Here is a 23,778-nt window from a genome sequence, read left to right on the forward strand (position 1 = left end):
GGGTGCGCTGGCCTGGGGGCGTGCCTGTGCGGCGGGCGTGGGCTTACACACGCTGATTGCGCTTGCTACTGCAAACCGCCCGCGGCGAATTCAGGTCAGCACCCGGCCATCGTTTGAAGAGCCCGCGGATGCGGCAGGTTGAGCACGTTGCCGGTGCCATGCACCAGGCCCAGCTCTCGCAGGTGGCGCAGCACGCGCGAGAAGGTTTCGGGGGCAATGCCCAGTTGCGCGGCGATCAGGCGCTTGCGCAGGTGCAGCGTGACCTGCATCGCGCCGCTGTGGTCCGGCTGCGCGTGGTTCAGCAGCCACTGCGCGCAGCGCGATTCGGCGTCCTGCGCCAGGCGGCTCACGGCCAGCTCGGACTGCTGGCGGTAGCCCTGCGCCATGTCCAGCAGCAGGCCGCGGGCACCGGCGGGCATGTCGGACAGGCTGCGCCGGAACTCCTCGATGGGAAGCCGCCGCACCTGCAGCCGGGTGTCCGCCACCATGTCCACAGGGAAAGGCATCCCCAGCAGGGCCGAGGCGGCATCGAGCCAGAACGGCCCCTCCACCGCCCCCAGCTGGTGGCGCAGGCAGCCGTCGTCGAGCACACCGCGCAGCACACGGCCGGTTTCCAGGTGCAGCACCGACGTCAGCACCTCGTTGCGCCTGCGCAGTACCTCACCGGCGGCAATCACCTCGGTGGCGGCGGGCAGTGAGAAATGGGTAGAGGGCAGCATGGGTCCGACTGTGCCGCGCGGGCTGCCCGCCGGCATTGAGACAGATCAAAGCCACACCACGCCGCGGCCCGCGCCGGGCCGCGATGGCTGCAAAACCCACACACTGCAACATACACCGCAGCACCGCGCAGACACGCGTCCGCCGCTGCAGACAGCTTGCAGCAGATTCGTGACAGCTTGTAACCAACCTGTCACGCGCCGCCGGTATCTTGTGCCCCTAGCTCAAGGTGAACACGCGATGCAGAACATGTTGGAGAGCCGGCTGGCGGCAATGAAGGGGCTGCTCTCGTGCACTTTGCGCGACGGCACCGGGCCCCTGGCCGCGCTCATGCAGCAAGGCGGCCACCTGCACTGCGTCTTCCAGCCGCTGGCCGACCTGCGCGAAGGCGGCGTGTACGCCCACGAGGCACTGATCCGCGGACCCGAGGGCACCGCCCTGCACACGCCCGACGCGCTGCTGGCACAGGCCCAGCGCGAGGGCATCCTGCGCGACTTCGAGCTGCTGTGCGTCTTCACGGCGCTGGAGCAATGGGGCGCCTTGGGTGCGCCCGGCCGGCTGTTCGTCAACATCAGCGCCGATGCACTCGTGCATGGCGTGACCTTGCTGGGCGCCGAGCGGCTGGGCGAGGTAGTGCGCAGCTTCGGCGTGAGCGCCCGCATGCTGGTGCTGGAAATCACCGAGCACGAACGCGTGAGCGACATGCCGCAGCTGCGCCAGGCCATCAAGGCCGTGCACGCCTGCGGCGCCCGCATGGCGCTGGACGACTTCGGCGACGGCCGCTCCAGCCTGCGCCTGTGGTCCGAGGTCAAACCCGACTTCGTGAAGATCGACAAATACTTCATCCACGACATCAGCGACCACCCCGAAAACCTGCAGATGCTGCAGGCCATCAAGGGCATTGCGGACGTGTTCGGCACCACGTTGATCGCCGAAGGCATCGAGACCCGCGACGACCTGCGCGCGCTGCGCGACCTGGACATTCCCTACGGCCAGGGCTGGCTGCTGGGACGTCCGGCCCCCGCCCCGCGCGTGGCCGTGGAAGGCCCCGCGCTGGAGGTGATGCAGGACCGGCGCGTGGCCGTGCTGCCGCACCTGGGGCAGACCGCACGCCCCGGCGTGCTGCGCAGCCTGCTGGTGGTGCAGGCGCCCACGGCATCGCCCGCGACCAGCAACGACGCGGTGGCGGCCCTGTTCCACGAACGCACCGAACTGCACGCGCTGGCGGTGGTGGACGGCACACGGCCGGTGGCACTCATCAACCGCCAGCAGTTCATGAACCACTACGCCACGCTGTACTTCCGCGAAGTGCACGGGCGCAAGCCGTGCCTGGCCTTCGCCAACCCATCGCCCCGCGTGGTGGAGCTGGACTGCGACGTGGACCAGCTGGTGGGCATCCTCACATCGCAGGACCAGCGTTACCTGAGCGACGGCTACATCGTGACCGACAACGGCCGGTACCTCGGCCTGGGCACCGGCGACCAACTGGTGCGCGCCGTGACCGAGACCCGCATCGAAGCCGCACGCCACGCCAACCCGCTGACCTTTCTGCCCGGCAACATCCCCATCAGCCTGCACATGCAGCGCTTGCTGGACGCAGGCACCGAGTTCGTCGCCTGCTATGCGGACCTGAACAACTTCAAGCCCTTCAACGACCACTACGGCTACTGGCGCGGCGACCAGATGATCCGCCTGGTGGCCCGCCTGGCCACGGCCCACTGCGACGCCCGCCGAGACTTCGTGGGGCATGTGGGCGGGGACGATTTCATGCTGATTTTTCAGAGCAGCAACTGGCTGCAGCGCTGCAAGAACATCGTGGACGAGTTTGCGCGCGAGGCACTCACCCTGTTCGACGACGCGGCGCGCAAGGCGGGCGGAATCGGGGCCGAGGACCGGCACGGGGTGCAGCGGTTCTTTGCGTGTACCACGCTGTCGATTGGTGCTGTGCGGATCATGCCGGGGCGGTTTCGGCATGCGGAAGAGGTGGCTAATCTGGCGGCGGTTGCGAAGCACGAGGCCAAGCAGGCGGGAACCGGCGTGGTGCTTCACGGCGGCTGGACGGACTCCGCCTTGGGCGGCTTGGCGACAAGCCGTGCAGTGCAGGATGTGTTGGCGGCCTAGGGCTCAGCGCGTAGACAGGGCTAGCTACCCAACGGCACTCAGCTTGTTTTGTGACCGTACGACGGTTCATGTGCCGGGCGACGCCTAAAGGCGTCCCTGTACTACCGCCGCTCAAGCAAAGCGCCGGTGAATCGCAGGAAGATGCAGAGTATGCAAAAGGCGTTGTGAGAAATCCAAAGCGCGGCCATGATTGGCACTCGCTTTACCAAGGCAGCTACACCTAGGCTTTGCATTTGAGTTCAGCCTTCAATTGTTCAAGCGTTATGGCGGGACAGACACGGTGAACCATGGCATGGCAATTGGCGCATAGCGGTACCAAGTCCAGAATAGGGTTCACCACATAAGACTCCTTGATTTCAGCAAGAGGCTTGACATGGTCGACATGGATAAATGCCTTGCCCAGCTCGCCGTACTCTTCTTCAAAGCTGAACCCACAGCATTGGCATTTCCAGCCGAAATGCTCGATGCACTTCTTTCTAGCTTCTGCATTGCGTTCGTATGCATTGACTGAAATAGATCTTGTGGCGCCCTCAACAAACAGTTGAGCGTCTTGCACTTCTTCTGTCGCTACAAACTCCCTCTGACTTGAGCCATTTGCGTGCCGATATAGACCATGCCCTATACGGATGAATTTCGGCTCCTTTCTGCTTAAATCAAAGCCCTCCGCTTGCGGACAGTAGTCCTCCATCTTGCGTTGAATTGTTTGCCGGAAAGATTTCTCGTGCAAATAGTTCTCAGGGATAGATTCACCACAACGTACTTTGAGCACATGGTCCTGGATCGCCTTTGCCCTGGCCTCTCCTCCCAATGCCAGTAAGGCTTGTTCTATGTCGGTGATGTTTACTGTGTACTTCATAGATGCGAATGAGCCTAACGCAATGTAGATCCCCAAAATCTGCAAAACCTCAAGGCCCCGTCACCGCCCCCGCCTCGAACCACCGCTTGACCAGCGCCCGCTCCGCATCCGTCATGCCGGTGGCGTTGTTCATCGGCATCAACTTCTGCACCACCACCTGCTGGTAGATCGCCTGGGCGTGCTGCTTGACGCTGGCGGGTGCATCCAGTCGCAAGTTCTTCATCTGCACCTGCTCGCCGTGGCACATGTAGCAGCGCTGGGCCAGAACGGGTTGCAGCGTTGCATAGTCATTTGGGCCGCTACCGCTGGATCCGCTTGCGCTACCAGCTATTGAAACAGTAGCACTCCCATTGGCGGCAGCAGAAGCAGGGGCTGCTGCTGCAGCAGCAGCAGGCGCTGTGGATACCGCGGGCGCTGCGGGTGTCGCCGCAGCCACCACCGGCGCAGGCCGCATCCACGCGATCACGCCCAGGATGACCACCACGCCCACCAGCGCGTACGGAAGCGGGTTGCCGTTGCGGCCCAGCTTGTAGCCGTGGCGCGCCACGAAGAACTGGCGGATGGCGGCGCCGGCGAACATCATGAGGATCAGCACCAGCCAGTTCTGCGGGTGGCTCCAGGTAAAGCTGTAGTGGTTGCTCAGCATCGCAAACAGCACCGGCAGCGTGAAGTACGTGTTGTGCACGCTGCGCTGCTTGCCGCGCTTGCCGTGGATGGGGTCCACGTCCTGGCCGGTGCGGATCTGGCGGATGACGGTGCGCTGGCCGGGAATGATCCAGAAGAACACGTTGGCGCTCATGGCGGTGGCGATCATCGCGCCCACCAGCAGGAAGGCGGCGCGCCCCGCGAACCAGTGGCAGGCCAGCCACGATGCGATGCACACCAGCCCGAACACCAGCGCGCCCACGATGGCGTCGCCGTTCTTCTTCTGGCCGAAGATGCGGCAGATGGCGTCGTACAGCAGCCAGAACACGACGAAGAACGCCAGCGCCACCACGATGGCCGTGGCGGGGGCCCAGTCCATGCGCGACTTGTCGATGAGGTACGTGCTGGCGCTGTACAGGTACGACACCGTGAACAGCGCAAAACCGCTGATCCAGGTGCTATAGCTTTCCCAGAAGAACCAGTGCAGGTGGCCGGGCAGCTTGGGGGGCGAGACGGCGAACTTGACCGGGTGGTAGAACCCGCCGCCGTGCACGGCCCAGAGCTCGCCGGAGACGCCCTGCTTCTTCAGGTCTTCGTCCTCGGGCGGCGTGAGGCTGCTGTCCAGAAAGACGAAGTAGAACGACGAGCCGATCCAGGCGATGGCGGTGATGACATGGACCCAGCGCAGCAGCAGGTTGGCCCAGTCGAGAAAGTAGCTTTCCATGGAAATCTCTCAATCAACTTTGGCGGCGCAGGGCGCGCCGCCTGTGTGCAACCTGCTCACCACTGCGGGCGCTCTGAGCAAGACAGAACGGGCTGGTGATCTTCCACAATGGGTAGATCGCCAACACGTTCCAGGAGGTCGCGCACCTTGGCATGCAATTGGCATGCCGGGGCACCGCTGCGACCACTGTTTGTGGACACGAAGTGTATGCACTTTCCGCCGTGGAAGCCAGCAGGCAAACCCCCGGGTTGTCCCGAGGATAGCGGCAGGCGGCCGGTCAGCGGTCTACCGCAATGTAGTCCGGGTACTGTGCGCAGATGGCCTCGACCGCACTCAGCGTGCCCGACAAGTGATCCCGCGCGGCCCGCTGGGCGCCTGCCGCGTCGCCCTGGCCGATGGCCGCCACGATGGCACGGTGGTCCGCCAGGATGGCCTCGGTCTTGCCCGCCGTGGGCAGGTGCAGGCGGCGGAGGCGGTCCACATGGCCGGACGATCTCTCGACCAGTACCCACAGCCCCGGCACCGCCGCGGCGTCGTACATGAGCTGATGAAAGCGCCGGTCGGCATCCACAAAGTCGCCGTAGCGTTGCGCCGCAGCCAGCGATGCCTGCAGCGCGATCTGCGCCTCCAGCTGTGCCAGCAGCCCCGGCGGCGCCTCGGCCGCGAGCTGGTGCAGGATTTCGAGTTCAATGGAGCGCCGCAGGAAATGCGCCTCGCGCGCCGCCGCCACGTCGATGCGCGAGACCAGCGTGGCGTGCTGGGGGAACACATCCACCAGCCCTTCTTCCTCCAACCGCAAAAGCGCTTCGCGCACGGGCGTCTGGCTCACGCCGAACTGCTGGGCCAGCTCGCTGCGCACCAGCACCGCGCCCGGCGCCAGCTCCAGCGACAGGATGGCGTGGCGCAGCGTTTCCAGCACCTGGGGAGCGGCCAGGCGCGAGCGGTCCAGCTTGATTTTGCGGGTCAAAGACATCGGAAGATTCTCGCATTGCGCGAGTGATATATTAGTGTTTTAATGCACCACGATGACCCGACGCACCCCAGATTCCTTGCGCAGCGCCCGCTGGTTCGCTGCTGACGACTTCCGCTCCTTCGGCCACCGCTCGCGCGTCTTGCAGATGGGCTACGGCTACGACGACTGGATGGGCAAGCCCGTCATTGCCATCATCAACACCTGGAGCGACGCCAACCAGTGCCATTCGCACTTCAAGCAGCGGGTGGACGACGTCAAGCGCGGCATCCTGCAGGCGGGTGGCTTTCCGCTGGAGCTGCCGGCCATCTCGCTGAGCGAGAGCATGGTCAAGCCCACCACCATGCTGTACCGCAACTTCCTCGCGATGGAAACCGAAGAGCTGCTGCGCAGCCACCCGGTCGATGGCGCCGTGCTGATGGGCGGCTGCGACAAGACCACGCCGGGCCTGACCATGGGCGCGCTCAGCATGGGCCTGCCCTTCATCTACCTGCCGGCCGGCCCCATGCTGCGCGGCAACTGGCGCGGCAAGGTGCTGGGCTCGGGTTCGGACGCCTTCAAGTACTGGGACGAGCGCCGCGCCGGCCGCCTGTCCGACCAGGCCTGGAGCGAGATGGAAGCCGGCATCGCGCGCAGCCACGGCACCTGCATGACCATGGGCACGGCCGCCACCATGATGGGCATCGCCGAGGCCGTAGGCCTGGCGCTGCCCGGCGCGTCCAGCATTCCAGCGGCCGACGCCAACCATGTGCGCATGAGCGCCGAGTGCGGCCGCCGCATCGTCGAGATGGTGTGGGACGACCTCACGCCCGCGAAGATGCTCACCCGCGCCCACTTCGAGAACGGCATCGCCTGCGCGATGGCCATGGGCTGCTCGACCAACGCCATCATCCACCTCATCGCCATGTCGCGCCGCGCGGGGCACCCGGTGGACCTGTCCGACTTCGACGCGGCCAGCCGGCGCGTGCCGGTGATCGCCAACATCCGCCCGAGCGGCGACGCCTACCTGATGGAAGACTTCTTCTACGCAGGCGGCCTGCGCGCCCTGCTGGAGCGCATCCGCGGCCACCTGCGCACCGACACGCTCACCGTCAACGGCAAGACCCTGGGCGAGAACATCGCGGGCGCCGAGGTCTACCACGACGACGTGATCCGCCCCATCGACAACCCCATCTACGCCGAAGGCGCGCTGGCCGTGCTGCGCGGCAACCTGGCGCCCGACGGCGTGGTCATCAAGCCCAGCGCCTGTGCGCCGCACCTGCTGCGCCACACGGGCCGGGCGCTGGTGTTCGACGACTACCCCTCGCTCAAGAAGGCGGTGGACGACCCGGACCTCGACGTCACGGGCGACGACATCCTGGTGCTGCGCAACGCCGGCCCGCGCGGGGCCGGCATGCCCGAATGGGGCATGCTGCCCATCCCCACCAAGCTGCTCAAGCAAGGCGTGACGGACATGCTGCGCCTGTCCGACGCCCGCATGAGCGGCACCAGCTATGGCGGCTGCCTGCTGCACTGCTCGCCCGAGGCGGCCGTGGGCGGCCCGCTGGCGCTGGTGCGCACCGGCGACCGCATCACGGTGGACGTGCCCGCCCGCACCATCCACCTGGAGATCACCGACGACGAACTCGCCACACGCCGCAGCGCCTGGACGCCGCCGCCTCCCCGCTACGAGCGCGGCTACGGCTGGATGTTCGGCCGGCACATCCTGCAGGCCGACGAGGGCTGCGACTTCGACTTCCTGGAAACCACCTTCGGCAAGGCGGTTCCCGAACCCGACATTTTCTGAACGGAGCTTCTACCCATGACCCCCGCCACCCGCGCGCTGCTGATGAAGGTCAGCACCGCCACGCTGTGCACCGCACTCTTCAAGCGCGGCCTGCGCAACCAGTTCATCCAGGGCGTGCTGCCGCTGAACCCGGGCCTGCCCAACATGGTGGGCGAGGCTTTCACGCTGCGCTACATGCCGGCGCGGGAGGACCGCAACCCCATCGGCGTGTTCCAGAACCGCGACCACCCCCAGCGCGTGGCCGTGGAGCAATGCCCCGTGGGCGCGGTGCTGGTCATCGACAGCCGCAAGGACGCGCGGGCGGCATCGGCCGGCGGCATCCTGGTGGCGCGGCTCATGCAGCGCGGCGTGGCGGGCGTGGTCACCGACGGCGGCTTTCGCGACAGCCCGGACATCGCCCAATACAGCATGCCCGCCTACCACGCACGCCCCAGCGCGCCCACCAACCTCACGCTGCACGAAGCCATCGAGATCAACGGCCCCATCGGCTGCGGCGATGCACCGGTGTTCCCCGGTGACGTGGTCGTGGGCGACGCCGAAGGCGTGATCGTGATCCCTGCGCACCTGGCCGACGAAGTCGCCGCCGAGGCCACCGAGATGACCGTGTTCGAGGACTTCGTGCAGGAGCAGGTGCTGGGTGGCCGCTCCATCATCGGCCTGTACCCGCCCAGCGACGAGCAGGCGCGCACCGACTTCGCCACCTGGCGCGCCGCACAAGGGCGCTGAAAAACGTGCTCACCTTTTGAGCCACCCGGGCAGCCAACCAGAGCGAAAAACGCCAGGGCGCCCGACCTTCACCACCACCCGGAGACAAAACCATGCCATCCATCCACCGCGCCACAGCACCGCTGCTGGCCCTCTTCTCCCTGTTCGCCCTGCTGGGCACGCCGCACGCCCACGCCCAGGACTGGCCCGCCGCCAAGCCCATCACCTACGTGGTGCCGTTCACTGCCGGCGGCTCCACCGACATCGTGGGCCGCACCGTGGCCCACAAGCTGCAGGAGAGCCTGAAGCAATCCGTCGTGGTCGAGAACAAGCCCGGCCAGGCCGGCGGCATCGGCGCGGCCTACGTGGCCAAGGCCGCGCCCGACGGCTACACCCTGTTCGGCGGCACCATCAGCACGCACGCCATCAACGCCAGCCTGTACAAGAAGCTGCCGTACGACCCCATGAAGGACTTCGAGCCCGTGACGCTGGTCGCGCGCCTGCCCAACGTGCTCATCGTCAACGCCCAGCTGGGCGTGAACTCGGTGGCCGACCTGATCGCGCTGCTCAAGAAGGACCCGAGCAAGCGCATGTTCGCGTCGTCCGGCGCGGGCACATCGACCCACCTGGCGGGCGAGATGCTGGCCGACCTGATCGGCGTGCCGCTCACCCACGTGCCCTACAAGGGCACGCCCCCCGCCATGACGGACGTGGCCGCGGGCGAGGTGCCCTTCATGTTCGACCAGCTCACCGCCGCGCTGCCGCTGGTCAAGGCCGGCAAGCTCAAGCTGCTGGCCGTGACCACGGGCCAGCGCATCACCCTGGCACCCGAGCTGCCGACCATGATTGAGTCGGGCATCCCCGGCTTCGAGATGTCGTCCTGGCAGGCGATCTACGTCCCGAAGGGAACGCCACGGCCCATCATCCAGCGGCTGCATGCCGAGATCGTCAAGGCGCTGAAGCAGCCCGACGTGAAAGCCAAGCTGACCGACCAGTTGGCGATGGAGATCGTGGGCAGCACGCCCGAAGAACTGCGCGACCACATGGCCAAGGAGATACCGCGCTGGGCGGCGCTGGTGAAGAAGTCGGGGGCGACGGCGGAGTGATGGAGAAGGGGTGAAGGCGAGATCACGTGGCGGCGGACTGCTCGCCCACGCAGCGCCCTGATTTCGACAAGCTCGGTCCGAACGGAGTTTGGGACACAGACCAGGGGAATGCGGGGAATGGAGTGCTGAGCATGAAATACGGAGCCTCATCACCCCCCCCAAACCGTTCACCCTGAGCTTGTCGAAGGGCCGCACTAACGCCGCTCCGTCTTCCGGAAAATTCAACCCAGCGTCTGCAGCAATTGCGCAGCCACCGCCACCGCAATCACCTCGGGCTCCTTGCCCCCAATGCCCGGCACGCCGATCGGGCAGGTCACCTGCGCCAGCTCCTCCGGCGCAAAGCCGCGTCCGTGCAGGCGGTTGGAGAATGTCGCCCACTTGGTCTTGCTGCCGATGAGGCCGATGAACGGCAGATCCTGCCGCTCCCGCTGGCGGCGCAGGCAGGCGGCCACCACGTCCAGGTCTTCGGCGTGGCTGAAGCTCATGATCAGCACGCGCGTGCCCGGCGCCAGCCCTGGCACCGCCATCTGCACCGGGTCCGAATGCTCGCAGGCCACGCCATCCGGCGCAGGCTGCGGAAAGATCCCGTCGCGGCTGTCGATCCAGGTGAGTGCAAACGGCAGCGGCGCCAGCACCCGCGCCAGCGCGTGGCCCACGTGCCCGCCGCCGAACAGCGCCACCGGGTGCAGGCGGGGCGCCAGGCGCTCGGCGAGCGTGGGCGCGTCGCCTGCGGTCAGCAGCTCGAACGCCAGGTGCACCACCCCGCCACAGCACTGCCCAAGGGCCGGGCCGAGCGCAAAGCGCATGGGGCCATCGCCCGGCGGCGACGGTACGCCCGCCAGGCGTCGGCGCGCCTCGGCCATGGCCTGGTGCTCCAGGTGCCCGCCGCCGATGGTGCCCACGATCCCATCGGCGAACACGGCCATCCAGGCGCCGGGTTCACGCGGCACGGACCCTTGGGTAGACTCCACCCTGACCAGGCAGGCAGGCGCGGCCGCAAGGCCTTCCAGCAACAAACGCAAGTGTTCCACCGCCATCGTCCTTTTCGTTCCTACATCAGGCCCGGCGGCGCCGCCTGAACGGCGAGCGCCTTCGGCCACCCACCACGAGCCACCCCACCATGTCCAACACCCCGCCCCCAGGCCCCAACGGCAAGCGCAGCCACTGGCTGCTGGCAGGCATCATGGCCGCCGGCGCGGCCCTGGTCGCAGCGTGCAGATCCGGCCCCGAGCCCACCCCGACGCCCGAGCCGGAAAGCCGCTCGCCGGCAGCCCCGGACACCCCGGCCGTGAAAGGCCCCGTGCCCGCCGCCGCCGGCTCCGCCCGCGCCTCGGCCGCCGCCACGCCCAAAGCCTACCGCCAGGACGGCGCCACCCACCTGTACGGACTCAACAGCGAACGCATCTTCAAGGGCAAGCTGCCACCGCAGCTGTATGCCATCGGCGTGCTGGAAGTGGACATCGACCGCACCGGCAAGGTCAACCGCATTCACTGGCTGCGCGCCCCGCGCCACGCACCCGAGGTGGTCAAGGAGATCGAGCGCACCGTGCGCGCCGCGGCGCCCTTCCCAGCCCCTACCCGCCTGGGCAAGGTCACCTACACCGAGACCTGGCTGTGGGACAAGAGCGGCAAGTTCCAGCTGGACACCCTGACCGAAGGACAGCTTTAAAAAGATAGCGTCTCGCGCTTGACTGTATTGGGCTTCAAGTTCTTTTGGCCTGAAGCCCGCATCTGGCAAGCGCCACCCGCTATCTATCTCATAGCACTCAAGATCCTCGGTACGTCGAATAGCTCCACGGGCTTACCAGCAGCGGCACGTGGTAGTGCTGGTCGGTGTGCGCAATGCCGAAGTCCAGGCTCACCTGGGTCAGAAAATTGGGTTCGGGCAGCTGCACGCCCCGCGCCCTGAAGTACCCCGCCACATTGAAACGCAGCCGGTAGGTGCCGGTGCGCAGGCTGGCGTTGTCGAACAGCGGCGCATCGGTGCGGCCGTCGTGGTTCAGCACCAGGCGCTTGATCAGCGTGGCGTTGTCGTCGCCGTCCGTGGAGTACAGCGCCACTTCCATGCCGGCGGCGGGGCAGCCGTGCATCGTGTCCAGAACGTGTGTGCTCAAGCCCATTGGGGATTCTCCTGAAGAAAGCAGGCCGGAACAGCGCGACCTGTAGACCAAAAGTGTATACACTTTTATCCAATCCACCTATCATGCAGCCATGGAATCCTCATCCACCAGTGCGATTGTCGAGGCGCTGACCCGCGCCATCGTGGAGCACCGCCTGCAGCCGGGCACCAAGCTGGCCGAGCAGAAACTGGCCGACCACTTCGGCGTGTCGCGCACGCTGGTCCGCCAGGCGCTGTTCCAGCTGGCGCAGAACCGGCTGGTCACGCTGGAGCCCGCGCGCGGCGCGTTCGTGTCCACCCCGTCGGTGGAAGAAGCCCGCCAGGTGTTCGCCGTGCGCCGCATGCTCGAGACCGAGATGACGCGCGCCTTCGTGCAGAGCGTGACCCCCGCCAAGATCAAGGCGCTGCGCGCCCACGTGGCCAGCGAGAAGGCTGTCATGGGCACGCAGGACGCCAGCAGCCGCACCGAACTGCTGGGCGACTTCCACGTGCGCATGGCCGAGCTCATGGGCAACGAGGTGCTGGCGCAGATGCTGGGCGACCTGATCTCGCGCTGTGCGCTCATCACGCTGATGTACCAGTCGGCCAGCGCCGCCGAGCATTCCCACGAGGAGCACGGCGACATCGTGGCGGCCCTCGCCGCGCGCGACGAGGCCCTGGCCGTCTCCCTCATGCAGGCCCACCTGGAACATGTGGAGGCCAGCCTCACCTTCGACCGCAAACGCCCGGCCAGCGACCTGGCCGCCGCGCTCAGCGCGTGACATTCCCGTCCGTGACATGACCCCTTGAATCCCCGATGCCCATGATCTACGACTCCACCCAGCCCTACCCCCGCGACCTCATCGGCTACGGCAAGACCCCGCCCCACGCGCAGTGGCCGGGCGGTGCGCGCATTGCCGTGCAGTTCGTGCTCAACTACGAAGAAGGCGGCGAGAACGCCGTGCTGCACGGCGATGCAGGCAGCGAGCAGTTCCTGTCCGAAATGTTCAACCCCGCGAGCTACCCCGAGCGGCACATGAGCATGGAAGGCATCTACGAATACGGCTCGCGGGCCGGCGTGTGGCGCATCCTGCGCGAGTTCGAAAAGCGCAAGCTGCCGCTCACCGTGTTCGGCGTCTCCAGCGCGCTGCAGCGCCACCCCGAGCTGACCCAGGCCTTCGTGCAGCTGGGCCACGAGATCGCCTGCCACGGCCTCAAGTGGATCCACTACCAGCACATCCCTGAAGAAGTCGAGCGTGCCCACATGGCCGAGGCCATGGAAATCATCCAGCGCATGACCGGACAGAGGGCCCTGGGCTGGTACACCGGCCGCGACAGCCCCAACACCCGCCGCCTCGTGGCCGACTTCGGTGGCTTCGAGTACGACAGCGACTACTACGGCGACGACCTGCCGTTCTGGATGGACGTGAAAAAGAGCAATGGAGCCACCGTGCCCCAGCTCATCGTGCCGTACACACTGGACTGCAACGACATGCGCTTTGCGCTGCCGCAGGGCTACTCGCACGCGGACCCTTTCTACCAGTACATGAAGGACACGTTCGACGCGCTGTACGCCGAAGGCGACCCGGCCGGCGACAACGCGCCCAAGATGATGAGCATCGGCATGCACTGCCGCCTGCTCGGCCGCCCCGGCCGCATCACGGCGCTGCAGCGATTCCTGGACCACATCCAGCAGCACAGCGACGTGTGGGTGTGCCGCCGCATCGACATCGCGCGCCACTGGAAACAGGCGCACCCCTACCCATCACAGAAAGCAGGCTGAGCATGGCACTGACCCTGGAACAACTCAACGCCGCCAGCAGTGCCGAGGCCCTGCAACTGCTGGACGGCCTGTACGAGCACTCACCCTGGATCGCCGAGCAGGCGCTGGCGCAGCGGCCGTTCCGATCGCTGGCCCACCTGCAGCACGCCATGGCCCAGGCGGTGCGCACCGCGGGGCAAGATGCGCAGTTGGCCCTCATCCGCGCCCACCCCGAACTGGCGGGCAAGGCCATGGTGGCGCAGAACCTCACGGCCGAGTCCACCAACGAGCAGAGCAAGGCGGGCCTCACGCAGTGCACGCCCGAAGAGTTTGACCGCATCCAGGCACTCAACACCGCGTACAACGAGCGCTTCGGCTTTCCGTTCATCCTGGCGGTGCGCGGGCCGCGCGGCACCGGCCTGCCCAAGCGGGAGATCATCGACACGTTTGCGCGCCGCCTGGACAACCACCCCGAGTTCGAACTGGCCGAGGCCCTGCGCAACATCCACCGCATCGCCGAGATCCGCCTGAACGACAAGTTCGCCGCCGAGCCCCTGCTGGGCAACGACGTGTGGGACTGGCAGGAAAAGCTGGCCGAACACTCCGACCCCGGCTTCGCCGAAAAGGGCCAGCTCACCGTCACGTATCTGACCGACGCGCACCGCGCCTGCGCCCAGCGCATCAGCCACTGGATGCGCGACTGCGGCTTCGACGAAGTGGAGATTGACGCCGTGGGCAACGTGGTGGGCCGCTACCACGCCGCCACAGAAGGCGCCCGCTACCTCATCACCGGGTCGCATTACGACACCGTGCGCAACGGCGGCAAGTACGACGGCCGCCTGGGCATCTTCGTGCCCATGGCCTGTGTACGCGAGCTGCACCGCGCCGGCCGGCGCCTGCCCTTCGGCATCGAGGTGGTGGGCTTTGCCGAAGAAGAAGGCCAGCGCTACAAGGCCACCTTCCTCGGCTCGGGCGCGCTCATCGGCGACTTCAACCCCGTCTGGCTCGACCAGAAGGACGTGGACGGCGTGACCATGCGCGCGGCCATGCAGCACGCGGGCCTGTGCATCGACGACATCCCCAAGCTCCAGCGCGACCCCGCGCAGTACCTGGGCTTCATCGAAGTGCACATCGAGCAGGGCCCGGTGCTCAACGAGTTGGACCTGCCCCTGGGCGTGGTCACCTCCATCAACGGCAGCGTGCGCTTTCTGTGCGAGATGATCGGCACCGCCAGCCATGCCGGCACCACCCCCATGGACCGCCGCCGCGACGCGGCCGTGGCCGTGGCGGAACTGGCGCTTTACGTGGAGCAGCGTGCCGCGCAGGACGGCGACTCGGTGGGCACTATCGGCCAGCTGCAGGTGCCTGCAGGCTCCATCAACGTGGTGCCCGGTCGCTGCCAATTCAGCCTGGACCTGCGCGCACCCACCGATGCACAGCGCGACGCGCTGGTGAGCGATGTGAAGGAGCAGCTTGCCAAGATCGCCGCCCGCCGCGGCCTGCGCTACACGCTGGAAGAATCCATGCGCGCCGCCGCAGCACCCAGCGCGCCCGCGTGGCAGCACCACTGGGAGCGCGCCGTCGATACTCTGGGCGTGCCCGTGTTTCGCATGCCCAGCGGGGCGGGACACGATGCGATGAAGCTGCACGAAATCATGCCCCAGGCCATGCTCTTCGTGCGCGGGCTGAACTCCGGCATCAGCCACAACCCGCTCGAATCCACCACCAACAACGACATGCAGCTGGCCGTGGACGCCTTCACCCAGGTCCTGCGCCAACTTGCAGAGGAACAACAACCATGACAACGAACAACAACACCCAGAACTACGCAGCGCTGGACGCCTGGATCGACCAGCACTTCGACGAGGAAGTGCGCTTTCTGCAGGCCCTGGTGCGCGTGCCCACCGACACGCCACCCGGCAACAACGCCCCCCACGCCGAGCGCACGGCCGAGCTGCTGACCGAGTTCGGCTACACCGCCGAGAAGCACGCCGTACCCGCCGCCGACGTGTTGGCCTACGGCATGGAGTCCATCACCAACCTCATCGTGCGCAGACCGTACGGGGACGGCGGCAAGACCATCGCACTGAACGCGCACGGCGACGTGGTGCCCCCCGGCGAAGGCTGGACACACGACCCCTACGGCGCGGAGATCGTCGACGGCGCCATGTACGGCCGCGCCACCGCCGTGAGCAAGAGCGACTTTGCAAGCTTCACTTTTGCGGTGCGCGCGCTCGAAGCCGTCGCCAAGCCCGTCCGGGGCGCGGTGGAACTGCACTTCACCTACGACGAGGAATTCGGCGGCGAACTCGGCCCCGGCTGGCTGCTGCAAAAGGGGTTGACGAAGCCCGACCTGATGATCGCCGCCGGCTTCAGCTACGAAGTGGTCACCGCCCACAACGGCTGCCTGCAGATGGAAGTGACCGTGCACGGCAAGATGGCCCACGCCGCCGTGCCCCACACCGGCGTGGACGCACTGCAGGGCGCGGTGCACATCCTGAACGCGCTGTATGCGCAGAACGACGAGTACAAGAAGGTCACGTCCAAGGTCGAAGGCATCAAGCACCCGTACCTGAACGTCGGCCGCATCGAGGGCGGCACCAACACCAACGTCGTGCCCGGCAAGGTCATGTTCAAGCTCGACCGCCGCATGATCCCCGAAGAGAACCCGGTGGAAGTGGAAGCCGCCATCCGCCGCATCATCGAGCAGGCTGCGGGCGAGCGTGCCGGCATCAGCGTGGACATCAAGCGCCTGCTGCTGGCCAACGCGATGACGCCGCTGGCCGGCAACCAGCCCCTGGTGGACGCCATCCAGAAGCACGCGCAGGTCGTGATCGGCGAGCCCGTGCCTGCCGTGGGCACGCCGCTGTACACCGACGTGCGCCTGTATGTGGAGCGCGGCATCCCGGGCGTGATCTACGGCTCCGGCCCGCGCACCGTGCTCGAATCGCACGCCAAGCGCGCCGACGAGCGCCTGCAGCTCGAAGACCTGCGCCGCGCCACCAAGGTCATCGCGCGCACGTTGAGCGACCTGTTGGCCTGACCCCGGAACGCTTTGGGGATTCCACGCGGATTCGCGCTCCATCACTCAGCACTCCATACCGTTCGGGCCGAGCCTGTCGAAGCTCGCGCGGCGCTTCGACGGGCTCAGCGTGAACGGTTTTTCTTCTTTCCGAGCTTGGAGCGCTTTGGCGGTTTGACACGGATGTGCGTCCAGCCTTTCATCCACCCCACGCCGTTCGGGCTGAGCCTGTCGAAGCCTTGCGCAGCGCTTCGACAAGCTCAGCGTGAACGGTTTTCGTATTTCTGAAATTGGTGGGGAAGCGATCCCTAAGCCCCGGTAATGCCGCACGCGCATCATTGCCGCGCTGCAAAGTCATGGCGCAATCGCTTCTGGCGGCGCGTTGACCGGCCTACACTGTCACGGGCGCCTCCACACGATGGAGGCGCCCGTTTTGTTTTGAACCGGTTTGCGTTTTTCGTCGCACCCCCCATCAACAACACAAGGAGATCTGCAATGAACATTCGCCAAACGCTGCTGGCCGGCAGCGTCGCGCTGGCCCTGGCCAGCCTCACCGCCTGCGGTAGCACGCCGCCCGCTTCCACCGCAGCGCCCGCGCCCGCCGTACAGCAAACGGCCTCGGCACAGGCGGCCAGCGCCGCCTACGACTTCGACATGGACGTGTTCCACCCGGTGGTGGCACGCAACGGCATGGTCGCCACCGAGCAGGAGCTGGCCTCGCAGATCGGCCTCGACATCCTGAAAGCCGGCGGCAATGCGGTGGACGCCGCCGTGGGCATCGGCTTTGCGCTGGCCGTGGCCCTGCCCAATGCGGGCAACCTGGGCGGCGGCGGGTTCATGGTGGTGCATGACGCCAAGACCGGCAAGAGCGTGGCCCTGGACTTCCGCGAAGTGGCGCCCATCAAGGCCACGCGCGACATGTACCTCGATGCCAAGGGCAACGTGGTGGACGGCAAGTCGCTGTACACCCACTACGCCGTGGGCGTGCCCGGCACCGTGGCTGGCATGGAGCACGCGCTCAAGACCTGGGGCACCCTGCCGCTGTCGCGCGTGATCGCGCCCGCCATCGAGCTGGCCGACAAGGGCTTCCCGGTCAGCGAAACACTGGCCAAGATCCTGCAGCAGGAAAAGAAGAACATGGGCAACTGGCCCGCCACCCAGGCCATCTTCTGGAAGAACGGCGAACCGCTGAAGGTGGGCGATCCGCTGGTGCAAAAAGACCTGGCCCAGTCCATGCGCCTCATCGGCCAGCAGGGCGCCAAAGCCTTCTACGAAGGCGAGATCGCCCAGAAGATCGCCGCCGAAATGGCACCGCACGCCGGTGCCCTCACGCTGCAGGACCTGCGCGAATACAAGGTGGCCGAGCGCGTGCCCACGCGCGGCACCTACCGCGGCTATGAGATCGTGACCATGCCGCCACCCTCCTCCGGCGGCCCGCACCTGGTGCAGATCCTGAACATGCTGGAGCCCCTGCCCCTGGCCCAGTGGGGCCCCAACAGCGCGCAGACCATCCACTACATGGCCGAGAGCATGAAGCTCGCGTACGCCGATCGCGCCGAGTACCTGGGCGACCCGGACTTCGTGAAGATCCCTTTGAAGGGCCTGACCTCCAAGCGCTACGCCGAGTCCCTGGCCAAGGGCATCGACGCCAACACCGCACGCAGCGGCAAGAGCATCAAGCCCGGCCAGCCCCAGCCATACGAGAGCGACCAGACCACCCACTACAGCGTGGTGGACAAGGCCGGCAACGCCGTGGCCGTGACGTACACGCTGAACACCAACTTCGGCAGCGGCATCGTGGCCAAGGGCACGGGCATCCTGCTCAACAACGAGATGGATGACTTCTCGGCCAAGCCTGGCGTGGCCAACGCCTATGGCCTGGTCGGCGGCGACGCCAACGCCGTCGCAGCCAAAAAGCGCCCCCTGTCGTCCATGACACCCACCCTGGTCCTGAAGGACGGCAAGCCCACGCTGGTCACCGGCAGCCCTGGCGGCGCGCGCATCATCACCACGGTGCTGCAGACGGTGGTCAACACCATCGACTTCGGCATGAACCCCGCCGAAGCCGCTGCCGCACCCCGCGTGCACCACCAGTGGACGCCCGACGAGCTGCGCGTGGAAAAGGGCCTCTCGCCCGACACCCTGGCCCTGCTCAAGCAGCGCGGCCACAACATCGCAGTCAAGCCGTCGATGGGCCGCACGCAGACCATCCAGATCCGCGGCGGCGCGCTGTATGGCTACTCGGACCCGCGCAATCCGGATGGGAAGACGCTGGGGTATTGATAGGGAGATCGGATGGATGGCCCGCCTGACGGTCCATCCGTTCGCTGCTCGGCAGCCAAGAAACAAAGGCCACGTCCCTCGCAGGGCGTGGCCTTTGTCATTGCATCATATGGAGCGTCATGGAGCGCTACCGTGCCGCAGAGCTCAGGTGAGCGCGATAGCTCACACCAGCGCCGTCACTTCGGGATTTCTGTAGAACCTCGCACCCTGTCATTCCAAGTGACTGCCGACCTCTGGACGGTCGCCAAGGCCGAGTCCGCGACCTGGACCGCAACGCTCGTCCAAGACAGATCGGAGAGCAGCCACCAAGTGCATAGCGACGCATATTCTCGTGCCTCGGATAATGTTCAGCCTCGATACGATGTCACCGCCAGCCCGAAGAGGCATTTGCTTCAGGCGCGGCCCCCTTACATTCAAAGCTACCCTCGCACCCATGAACGACCAATCCTCCATTCAATCAGAACTGGCCCCCGGTGAACAAGCGCTCTGGATCGGTCGACCACGCAGCGGGCTGATCTTGCGAGGCGCGGATGCCCTCGCCATTCCTTTCAGCCTGCTGTGGGCGGGATTCGCGGTCTACTGGCTCTACTCGGCTGCGGCCTCAGGCGCTCCATTGCCCTTCGTATTGTTTGGTGTTCCTTTTGTTCTCGTGGGCGTCTACGTCGTGGTGGGACGTTTTTTCGTCGATGCAAGGCAGCGAGCAGCAACCTCCTATGCCGTAACGTCGCAGCGCGTATTGATCGTCTCGGGCCTGTTCTCGCGCAAGGTCAAGTCATTAGGCATCAAGGCACTGGCAGAGTTGTCCCTGTCGGAACGCGCAGATGGCTCGGGAAGCATCACGTTTGGCGCGCAGCATCCGATGGCAAGCATGATGGGCGGGCTACCCAGTGGATGGCCCGGCATGGACCAGTACGCCACGCCGAAGTTTGACTCCATCCCCGAAGTGCGAAAGGTCTATGAAACCATTCGCAAGGCGCAGGCGGGAGGCTTCTGAATAGCTGCTACGCGGATGCACGCAAGCCATTCGTGACTACCGCCTTGACTGACGGCAATCCCCAGGCTTCCGCGTGAACCTGGAGAAGCTGCTGTGCAGCGCCGGCGGCTGCTGGACCCGCGCTGCGCCCGAAGAGCAACGTTACCTGCAAAGAGCTCAGACCGGGGCGACCTGCCCGATCTCGAAATTCGCCATCTTCTCCAACGCACGCACCATCGCCGAGTGGTCCCAGCCCTGGCCGCCGTGCGCGACGCAGGCGTTGAACAGCTCCTGCGCCATGACCGTATTGGGCAGCGGCACCCCCAGCGTGCGAGCGCTCGACAACGCAAGGTTCAGGTCCTTCTGGTGCAGCCCGATGCGAAAGCCTGGCTCGAACCTACGTTGGATCATGCGCTCGGCATGCACCTCCAGGATCTTCGACGAGGCAAAGCCACCCAGCAGCGCCTGACGCACGCGCGCAGGGTCGGCGCCCGCGCGGGCGGCGAAGAGCAGTGCTTCGGCCACGGCCTCGATGTTCAGGGCGACGATGATCTGGTTGGCCACCTTGGCGGTCTGGCCGTCGCCGTTGCCGCCCACCAGGGTGATGTTCTTGCCCAGGCGCTCGAACAGCGGCCGGATGCGGTCGAACACCGCTTCGGGGCCGCCGACCATGATGGACAGGGTGGCGTTCTTCGCGCCCAGCTCTCCGCCTGACACGGGGGCGTCCAGGTACTGCGCGCCCACGGCCTCGATGCGCGCCGCGAAGTCCTTGGTGGCCACGGGCGAGATGGAGCTCATGTCCACCACCACCTTGCCCACACTGCCCTTCAAGCCTTGGACCACGCCGTCGGCGCCGAACAGCACCTTCTCCACATCGGGCGTGTCGGGCAGCATCAGGAAGATGATGTCGGCCCGCTCGGCCACGCCGCGCGCCGTGGTGCACTGCGTGGCACTGCTCTCTGCGATCTGCGGCGCCACCCGGCCACGCGTGTGCACGTACAGCTGGTGGCCGGCGGCGATGAGGTGGCCGCATAGGGGCGCGCCCATGATGCCCAGGCCGATGAAACCGAGTTTGAGGGGGGTGTCGGTCATGTTCTTGTTCTCCTTGTGTTGTGTTGATTCGTACATCCGTGGGTGCTGGCTCATGCGGTGAGCGCCGTTCGCCACCCCAGGCCGATCTCTGTCGTGCGCGCGGGCTTGTACTCGCAGCCCACCCAGCCTTCGTATCCGATGCGGTCCAGGTGCGCGAACAGGTAGCGGTAGTTGATCTCGCCTGTGCCCGGCTCGTGGCGGCCGGGGTTGTCGGCCACCTGCACATGGCCGATGCGCGGCAGGTGCTTTTGCAGCGTGGCGGCCAGCTCGCCCTCGGTGCGCTGGGCGTGGTAGATGTCGTACTGCACGAAGGCGTTGTCGGCGCCCACCTCGTCCAGGATGGCCAGCGCCTGGTCTGTGCGGGTGAGGTAGAAGCCCGGGATGTCGAACGGGTTGATAGGCTCGACCAGCAGGCGCAGGCCGGCCGCCTTGAGCTCGGTGGCCGCGAAGCGCAGGTTCTGCACCAGGGTGCTGCGCAGTACGGCGGCGTCCACACCCGCCGGCGCCTTGCCGGTCAGGCAGTTGAGTTGTGGCACGCCCAGCGCCTTCGCATAGGTGATGGCGCGGGCCACGCCGGCGCGGAACTCGGCAATGCGATCCGGGTGGCAGGCAATGCCGCGCTCGCCCACGTCCCAGTCGCCGGCGGGCAGGTTGTGCAGCACGATCTGCAGGTGGTGTGCGTCAATCTGTGCGCGCAGTTCCTCGGGGGTGTGGGCGTAGGGGAAGAGGAATTCCACGGCTTGGAATCCGGCGCGGGACGCGCGCTCGAAGCGGTCGAGGAAAGGCACCTCGGTGAACAGCATGCTGAGGTTGGCAGCAAAGCGGGGCATGGGAAGGTCTCCGTGACGATGGGTAAAACAATGTGGATTGCGTTGAGCTGGGCCCCCACCCCATACCGTTCGGGCTGCGCCTGTCGAGGCCAGGGCTTGGGGTGGCCTTCGACAAGCTCAGGCTGAACGGTTTGGGTTTGAGGTTGTCTTTGAAGGGCGCAGGTTGACGCCCGTCCCATCCACCGTTCGGGCTGAGCTTGTCGAAGCCAGGGCACTGAGGCGGCCTTCGACAGGCTCAGGCTGAACGGTGGGGGTCGCGTCAGTCCAGCACGGCCAGCGCACTGGGCACATCCGCCACCTGCGTGGCCAGCTCCTCGAACTCGACGATGTTGTCGATCTCCGTGCCCATGGCGATGTTGGTCACGCGCTCCAGGATCACCTCGATGACCACGGGCGTTGCGTGCTCGGCCATCCAGGCCTCGGCCTGGGCGATGGCGGGCGCAAACTCCTCGGGGCGGTGCACGCGGATGGCCTTGCAGCCCAGGCCTTCGACCACCTTCACGTGGTCCACGCCGTAGCCGCGCGCCACTTCGTCCTCGGCCATGTTCACGTTGTCGAACGCGAGCTGCACGCAGTAGTCGATGCTGAAGCTGCGCTGCGCCTGGCGGATCAGGCCCAGGTAGCTGTTGTTGACCAGCACGTGGATGTAGGGCAGCTTGAACTGCGCGCCCACGGCCAGCTCCTCGATCATGAACTGGAAGTCGTAGTCGCCCGACAGTGCCACGATCTTGCGCGCCGGGTCGGCCACGCGCACGCCCAGGGCGGCGGGCACCGTCCAGCCCAGCGGGCCGGCCTGGCCGCAGTTGATCCAGTGGCGCGGCTGGTACACGTGTAAAAACTGCGCGCCCGCGATCTGCGACAGGCCGATGGTGGAGACATAGCACACGTCCTTGCCCAGCGCGCGGTTCATGCACTGGTACACACGCTGCGGCTTCATGGGCACGCTGTCGAAGTGGGTCTTGCGCAGGTAGTCCACGCTGTGCTTGCGGCCCAGGCATTCGGCGGCCCAGCCGCTGCGGTCCTTCAGGCGCCCCGCGGCCTGCCATTCGCGCGCCACGTCGACGAAGAGCCGGAGCGCGGCGCCCGCATCGGAGACGATGCCGAAGTCCGGCGCGAACACGCGGCCGATCTGCGTGGGCTCGATGTCCACGTGCACGAACTTCCGGCCCCGGGTGTACACATCGACGGACCCCGTGTGCCGGTTGGCCCAGCGGTTGCCGATGCCCAGCACGAAGTCGCTGGCGAGCATGCTGGCATTGCCGTAGCGCTGGCTGGTCTGCAGGCCGCACATGCCGGCCATGAGCGGGTGGTCGTCGGGCATGCTGCCCCAGCCCATGAGGGTGGGGATCACCGGCACGCCCAGCAGCTCGGCCAACTGCACCAGCAGGTCCGACGCATCGGCGTTGATGATGCCGCCGCCTGCCACGATCAACGGGCGCTCCGCGTCGTTCAGCATGGCCAGCGCCTTCTCGATCTGCGCACGGGTGGCGGCGGGCTTGTAGGGCACCAGGGGTTCATACGTGTCGGGGTCGAACTCGATCTCGGCCAGCTGCACGTCGATGGGCAAATCGATCAGCACCGGCCCGGGCCGGCCCGAGCGCATGAGGTGGAACGCCTGGTGGAACGCCTGCGGCACCTGCGCGGGCTCCAGCACCGTGGTGGCCCACTTGGTCACGCTCTTGGCAATGGTGGCGATGTCCACGGCCTGGAAGTCTTCCTTGTGCAGGCGGGCGCGCGGTGCCTGGCCGGTGATGCACAGGATGGGTATGGAGTCCGCGCTGGCCGAGTACAGCCCGGTGATCATGTCGGTGCCGGCGGGGCCGCTGGTGCCGATGCACACGCCGATGTTTCCGGCGACGGCGCGGGTGTAGCCCTCCGCCATGTGGCTGGCCCCTTCCACATGGCGCGCCAGGATGTGGCCGATGCCGCCATGTGCCTTGAGTGCCGCATACAGCGGGTTGATGGCCGCGCCAGGCACGCCGAACGCGACGCTCACGCCCTCTTTCTCCATCACCTTCACGGCGGCCTCGATGGCCTTCATTCTTGGCATTGCACATCTCCTTCGGTTGGGGGTCGGTTGATGTGGCA

General features: G+C 66.6%; 20 protein-coding genes. 11 read left to right on the forward strand and 9 right to left on the reverse strand.

The annotated features are described in order from the left end of the window. Nucleotides 1-95: 95 nt before the first annotated feature. Nucleotides 96-719, reverse strand: coding sequence for a Crp/Fnr family transcriptional regulator (locus ACIGHN_RS01685; protein ID WP_056416381.1), 624 nt, complete (start codon nucleotides 717-719; stop codon nucleotides 96-98). A gap of 238 nt (nucleotides 720-957) precedes the next feature. Here ACIGHN_RS01685 and ACIGHN_RS01690 point away from each other — a divergent pair, with 238 nt between their 5' ends. Beyond that, a complete protein-coding gene (locus ACIGHN_RS01690; protein WP_396503000.1) occupies nucleotides 958-2,838 on the forward strand; it encodes an EAL domain-containing protein in 1,881 nt (626 codons plus the stop codon). A 220-nt stretch (nucleotides 2,839-3,058) separates the two neighbouring features. Here the strand turns inward: ACIGHN_RS01690 and ACIGHN_RS01695 are convergent, their stop codons facing one another. The 3 genes from ACIGHN_RS01695 to ACIGHN_RS01705 all read right to left on the reverse strand — a co-directional run bounded on the left by ACIGHN_RS01695 (nucleotide 3,059) and on the right by ACIGHN_RS01705 (nucleotide 6,036). Further along, entirely contained in the window at nucleotides 3,059-3,694 is a 636-nt protein-coding gene (locus ACIGHN_RS01695) for an HNH endonuclease (RefSeq protein ID WP_396503001.1), read from the reverse strand. A 49-nt stretch (nucleotides 3,695-3,743) separates the two neighbouring features. Continuing rightward, nucleotides 3,744-5,063 (reverse strand): urate hydroxylase PuuD, encoded by a 1,320-nt coding sequence (locus ACIGHN_RS01700; protein WP_396503002.1) that lies wholly within the window; start codon nucleotides 5,061-5,063, stop codon nucleotides 3,744-3,746. A gap of 277 nt (nucleotides 5,064-5,340) precedes the next feature. Continuing rightward, nucleotides 5,341-6,036, reverse strand: a complete 696-nt coding sequence (locus tag ACIGHN_RS01705; protein WP_396503003.1) for a GntR family transcriptional regulator — start codon at nucleotides 6,034-6,036, stop codon at nucleotides 5,341-5,343. A gap of 52 nt (nucleotides 6,037-6,088) precedes the next feature. Between ACIGHN_RS01705 and araD the strand changes: the two genes are divergently transcribed. The 3 genes from araD (at nucleotide 6,089) to ACIGHN_RS01720 (ending at nucleotide 9,630) form a co-directional block, all read left to right on the forward strand. Beyond that, nucleotides 6,089-7,819 (forward strand): L-arabinonate dehydratase, encoded by a 1,731-nt coding sequence (gene araD, locus ACIGHN_RS01710; protein WP_396503004.1) that lies wholly within the window; start codon nucleotides 6,089-6,091, stop codon nucleotides 7,817-7,819. A 15-nt stretch (nucleotides 7,820-7,834) separates the two neighbouring features. Beyond that, nucleotides 7,835-8,545 carry a ribonuclease activity regulator RraA gene (locus ACIGHN_RS01715; protein ID WP_396503005.1) on the forward strand — a complete coding sequence of 237 codons (711 nt, stop codon included), beginning with the start codon at nucleotides 7,835-7,837 and terminating at the stop codon, nucleotides 8,543-8,545. A gap of 92 nt (nucleotides 8,546-8,637) precedes the next feature. After that, the gene (locus tag ACIGHN_RS01720) at nucleotides 8,638-9,630 is read left to right on the forward strand and encodes a Bug family tripartite tricarboxylate transporter substrate binding protein (RefSeq protein ID WP_396503006.1); all 993 of its coding nucleotides are present in this window, start codon (nucleotides 8,638-8,640) and stop codon (nucleotides 9,628-9,630) included. A gap of 221 nt (nucleotides 9,631-9,851) precedes the next feature. Here the strand turns inward: ACIGHN_RS01720 and xdhC are convergent, their stop codons facing one another. After that, nucleotides 9,852-10,667 carry a xanthine dehydrogenase accessory protein XdhC gene (gene xdhC, locus ACIGHN_RS01725; RefSeq protein WP_396503007.1) on the reverse strand — a complete coding sequence of 272 codons (816 nt, stop codon included), beginning with the start codon at nucleotides 10,665-10,667 and terminating at the stop codon, nucleotides 9,852-9,854. 146 nt (nucleotides 10,668-10,813) lie between these two features. Here xdhC and ACIGHN_RS01730 point away from each other — a divergent pair, with 146 nt between their 5' ends. Further along, nucleotides 10,814-11,299 carry an energy transducer TonB gene (locus ACIGHN_RS01730; RefSeq protein WP_396503081.1) on the forward strand — a complete coding sequence of 162 codons (486 nt, stop codon included), beginning with the start codon at nucleotides 10,814-10,816 and terminating at the stop codon, nucleotides 11,297-11,299. Nucleotides 11,300-11,396: 97 nt separating this feature from the next. Here the strand turns inward: ACIGHN_RS01730 and uraH are convergent, their stop codons facing one another. Further along, complete coding sequence (uraH, locus tag ACIGHN_RS01735) at nucleotides 11,397-11,750, reverse strand: hydroxyisourate hydrolase (RefSeq protein ID WP_396503008.1); 354 nt, start codon at nucleotides 11,748-11,750, stop codon at nucleotides 11,397-11,399. Between the two features lie 91 nt (nucleotides 11,751-11,841). On the opposite strand from uraH, the gene ACIGHN_RS01740 reads away from it, so the two are divergent. From ACIGHN_RS01740 to ACIGHN_RS01765, 6 genes are all read left to right on the forward strand, one after another. Then, nucleotides 11,842-12,510 (forward strand): GntR family transcriptional regulator, encoded by a 669-nt coding sequence (locus ACIGHN_RS01740; RefSeq protein WP_396503009.1) that lies wholly within the window; start codon nucleotides 11,842-11,844, stop codon nucleotides 12,508-12,510. Nucleotides 12,511-12,551: 41 nt separating this feature from the next. Beyond that, entirely contained in the window at nucleotides 12,552-13,511 is a 960-nt protein-coding gene (gene puuE / locus ACIGHN_RS01745; RefSeq protein WP_396503082.1) for an allantoinase PuuE, read from the forward strand. Nucleotides 13,512-13,513: 2 nt separating this feature from the next. After that, nucleotides 13,514-15,292 carry a 2-oxo-4-hydroxy-4-carboxy-5-ureidoimidazoline decarboxylase gene (gene uraD, locus ACIGHN_RS01750; protein ID WP_396503010.1) on the forward strand — a complete coding sequence of 593 codons (1,779 nt, stop codon included), beginning with the start codon at nucleotides 13,514-13,516 and terminating at the stop codon, nucleotides 15,290-15,292. Continuing rightward, on the forward strand, nucleotides 15,289-16,533 hold the full coding sequence (locus ACIGHN_RS01755; RefSeq protein ID WP_396503011.1) for a M20 family metallopeptidase: 1,245 nt from the start codon (nucleotides 15,289-15,291) through the stop codon (nucleotides 16,531-16,533). Before uraD ends, ACIGHN_RS01755 begins: the two co-directional genes overlap by 4 nt. 474 nt (nucleotides 16,534-17,007) lie before the next feature. Continuing rightward, the gene (ggt, locus tag ACIGHN_RS01760; RefSeq protein WP_396503012.1) at nucleotides 17,008-18,795 is read left to right on the forward strand and encodes a gamma-glutamyltransferase; all 1,788 of its coding nucleotides are present in this window, start codon (nucleotides 17,008-17,010) and stop codon (nucleotides 18,793-18,795) included. Between the two features lie 433 nt (nucleotides 18,796-19,228). Continuing rightward, complete coding sequence (locus tag ACIGHN_RS01765; protein WP_056415871.1) at nucleotides 19,229-19,789, forward strand: PH domain-containing protein; 561 nt, start codon at nucleotides 19,229-19,231, stop codon at nucleotides 19,787-19,789. 156 nt (nucleotides 19,790-19,945) lie between these two features. Here the strand turns inward: ACIGHN_RS01765 and ACIGHN_RS01770 are convergent, their stop codons facing one another. From ACIGHN_RS01770 to gcl, 3 genes are all read right to left on the reverse strand, one after another. Further along, nucleotides 19,946-20,860 carry a 2-hydroxy-3-oxopropionate reductase gene (locus ACIGHN_RS01770; RefSeq protein ID WP_396503013.1) on the reverse strand — a complete coding sequence of 305 codons (915 nt, stop codon included), beginning with the start codon at nucleotides 20,858-20,860 and terminating at the stop codon, nucleotides 19,946-19,948. Nucleotides 20,861-20,910: 50 nt separating this feature from the next. Continuing rightward, nucleotides 20,911-21,690 (reverse strand): hydroxypyruvate isomerase, encoded by a 780-nt coding sequence (gene hyi / locus ACIGHN_RS01775; RefSeq protein ID WP_396503014.1) that lies wholly within the window; start codon nucleotides 21,688-21,690, stop codon nucleotides 20,911-20,913. A gap of 259 nt (nucleotides 21,691-21,949) precedes the next feature. Continuing rightward, nucleotides 21,950-23,740, reverse strand: a complete 1,791-nt coding sequence (gene gcl / locus ACIGHN_RS01780; protein WP_396503015.1) for a glyoxylate carboligase — start codon at nucleotides 23,738-23,740, stop codon at nucleotides 21,950-21,952. Nucleotides 23,741-23,778: the final 38 nt, after the last annotated feature.

Source organism: Acidovorax sp. NPDC077693 (assembly GCF_044542805.1).
Taxonomy (GTDB): Bacteria; Pseudomonadota; Gammaproteobacteria; order Burkholderiales; family Burkholderiaceae_C; genus Acidovorax.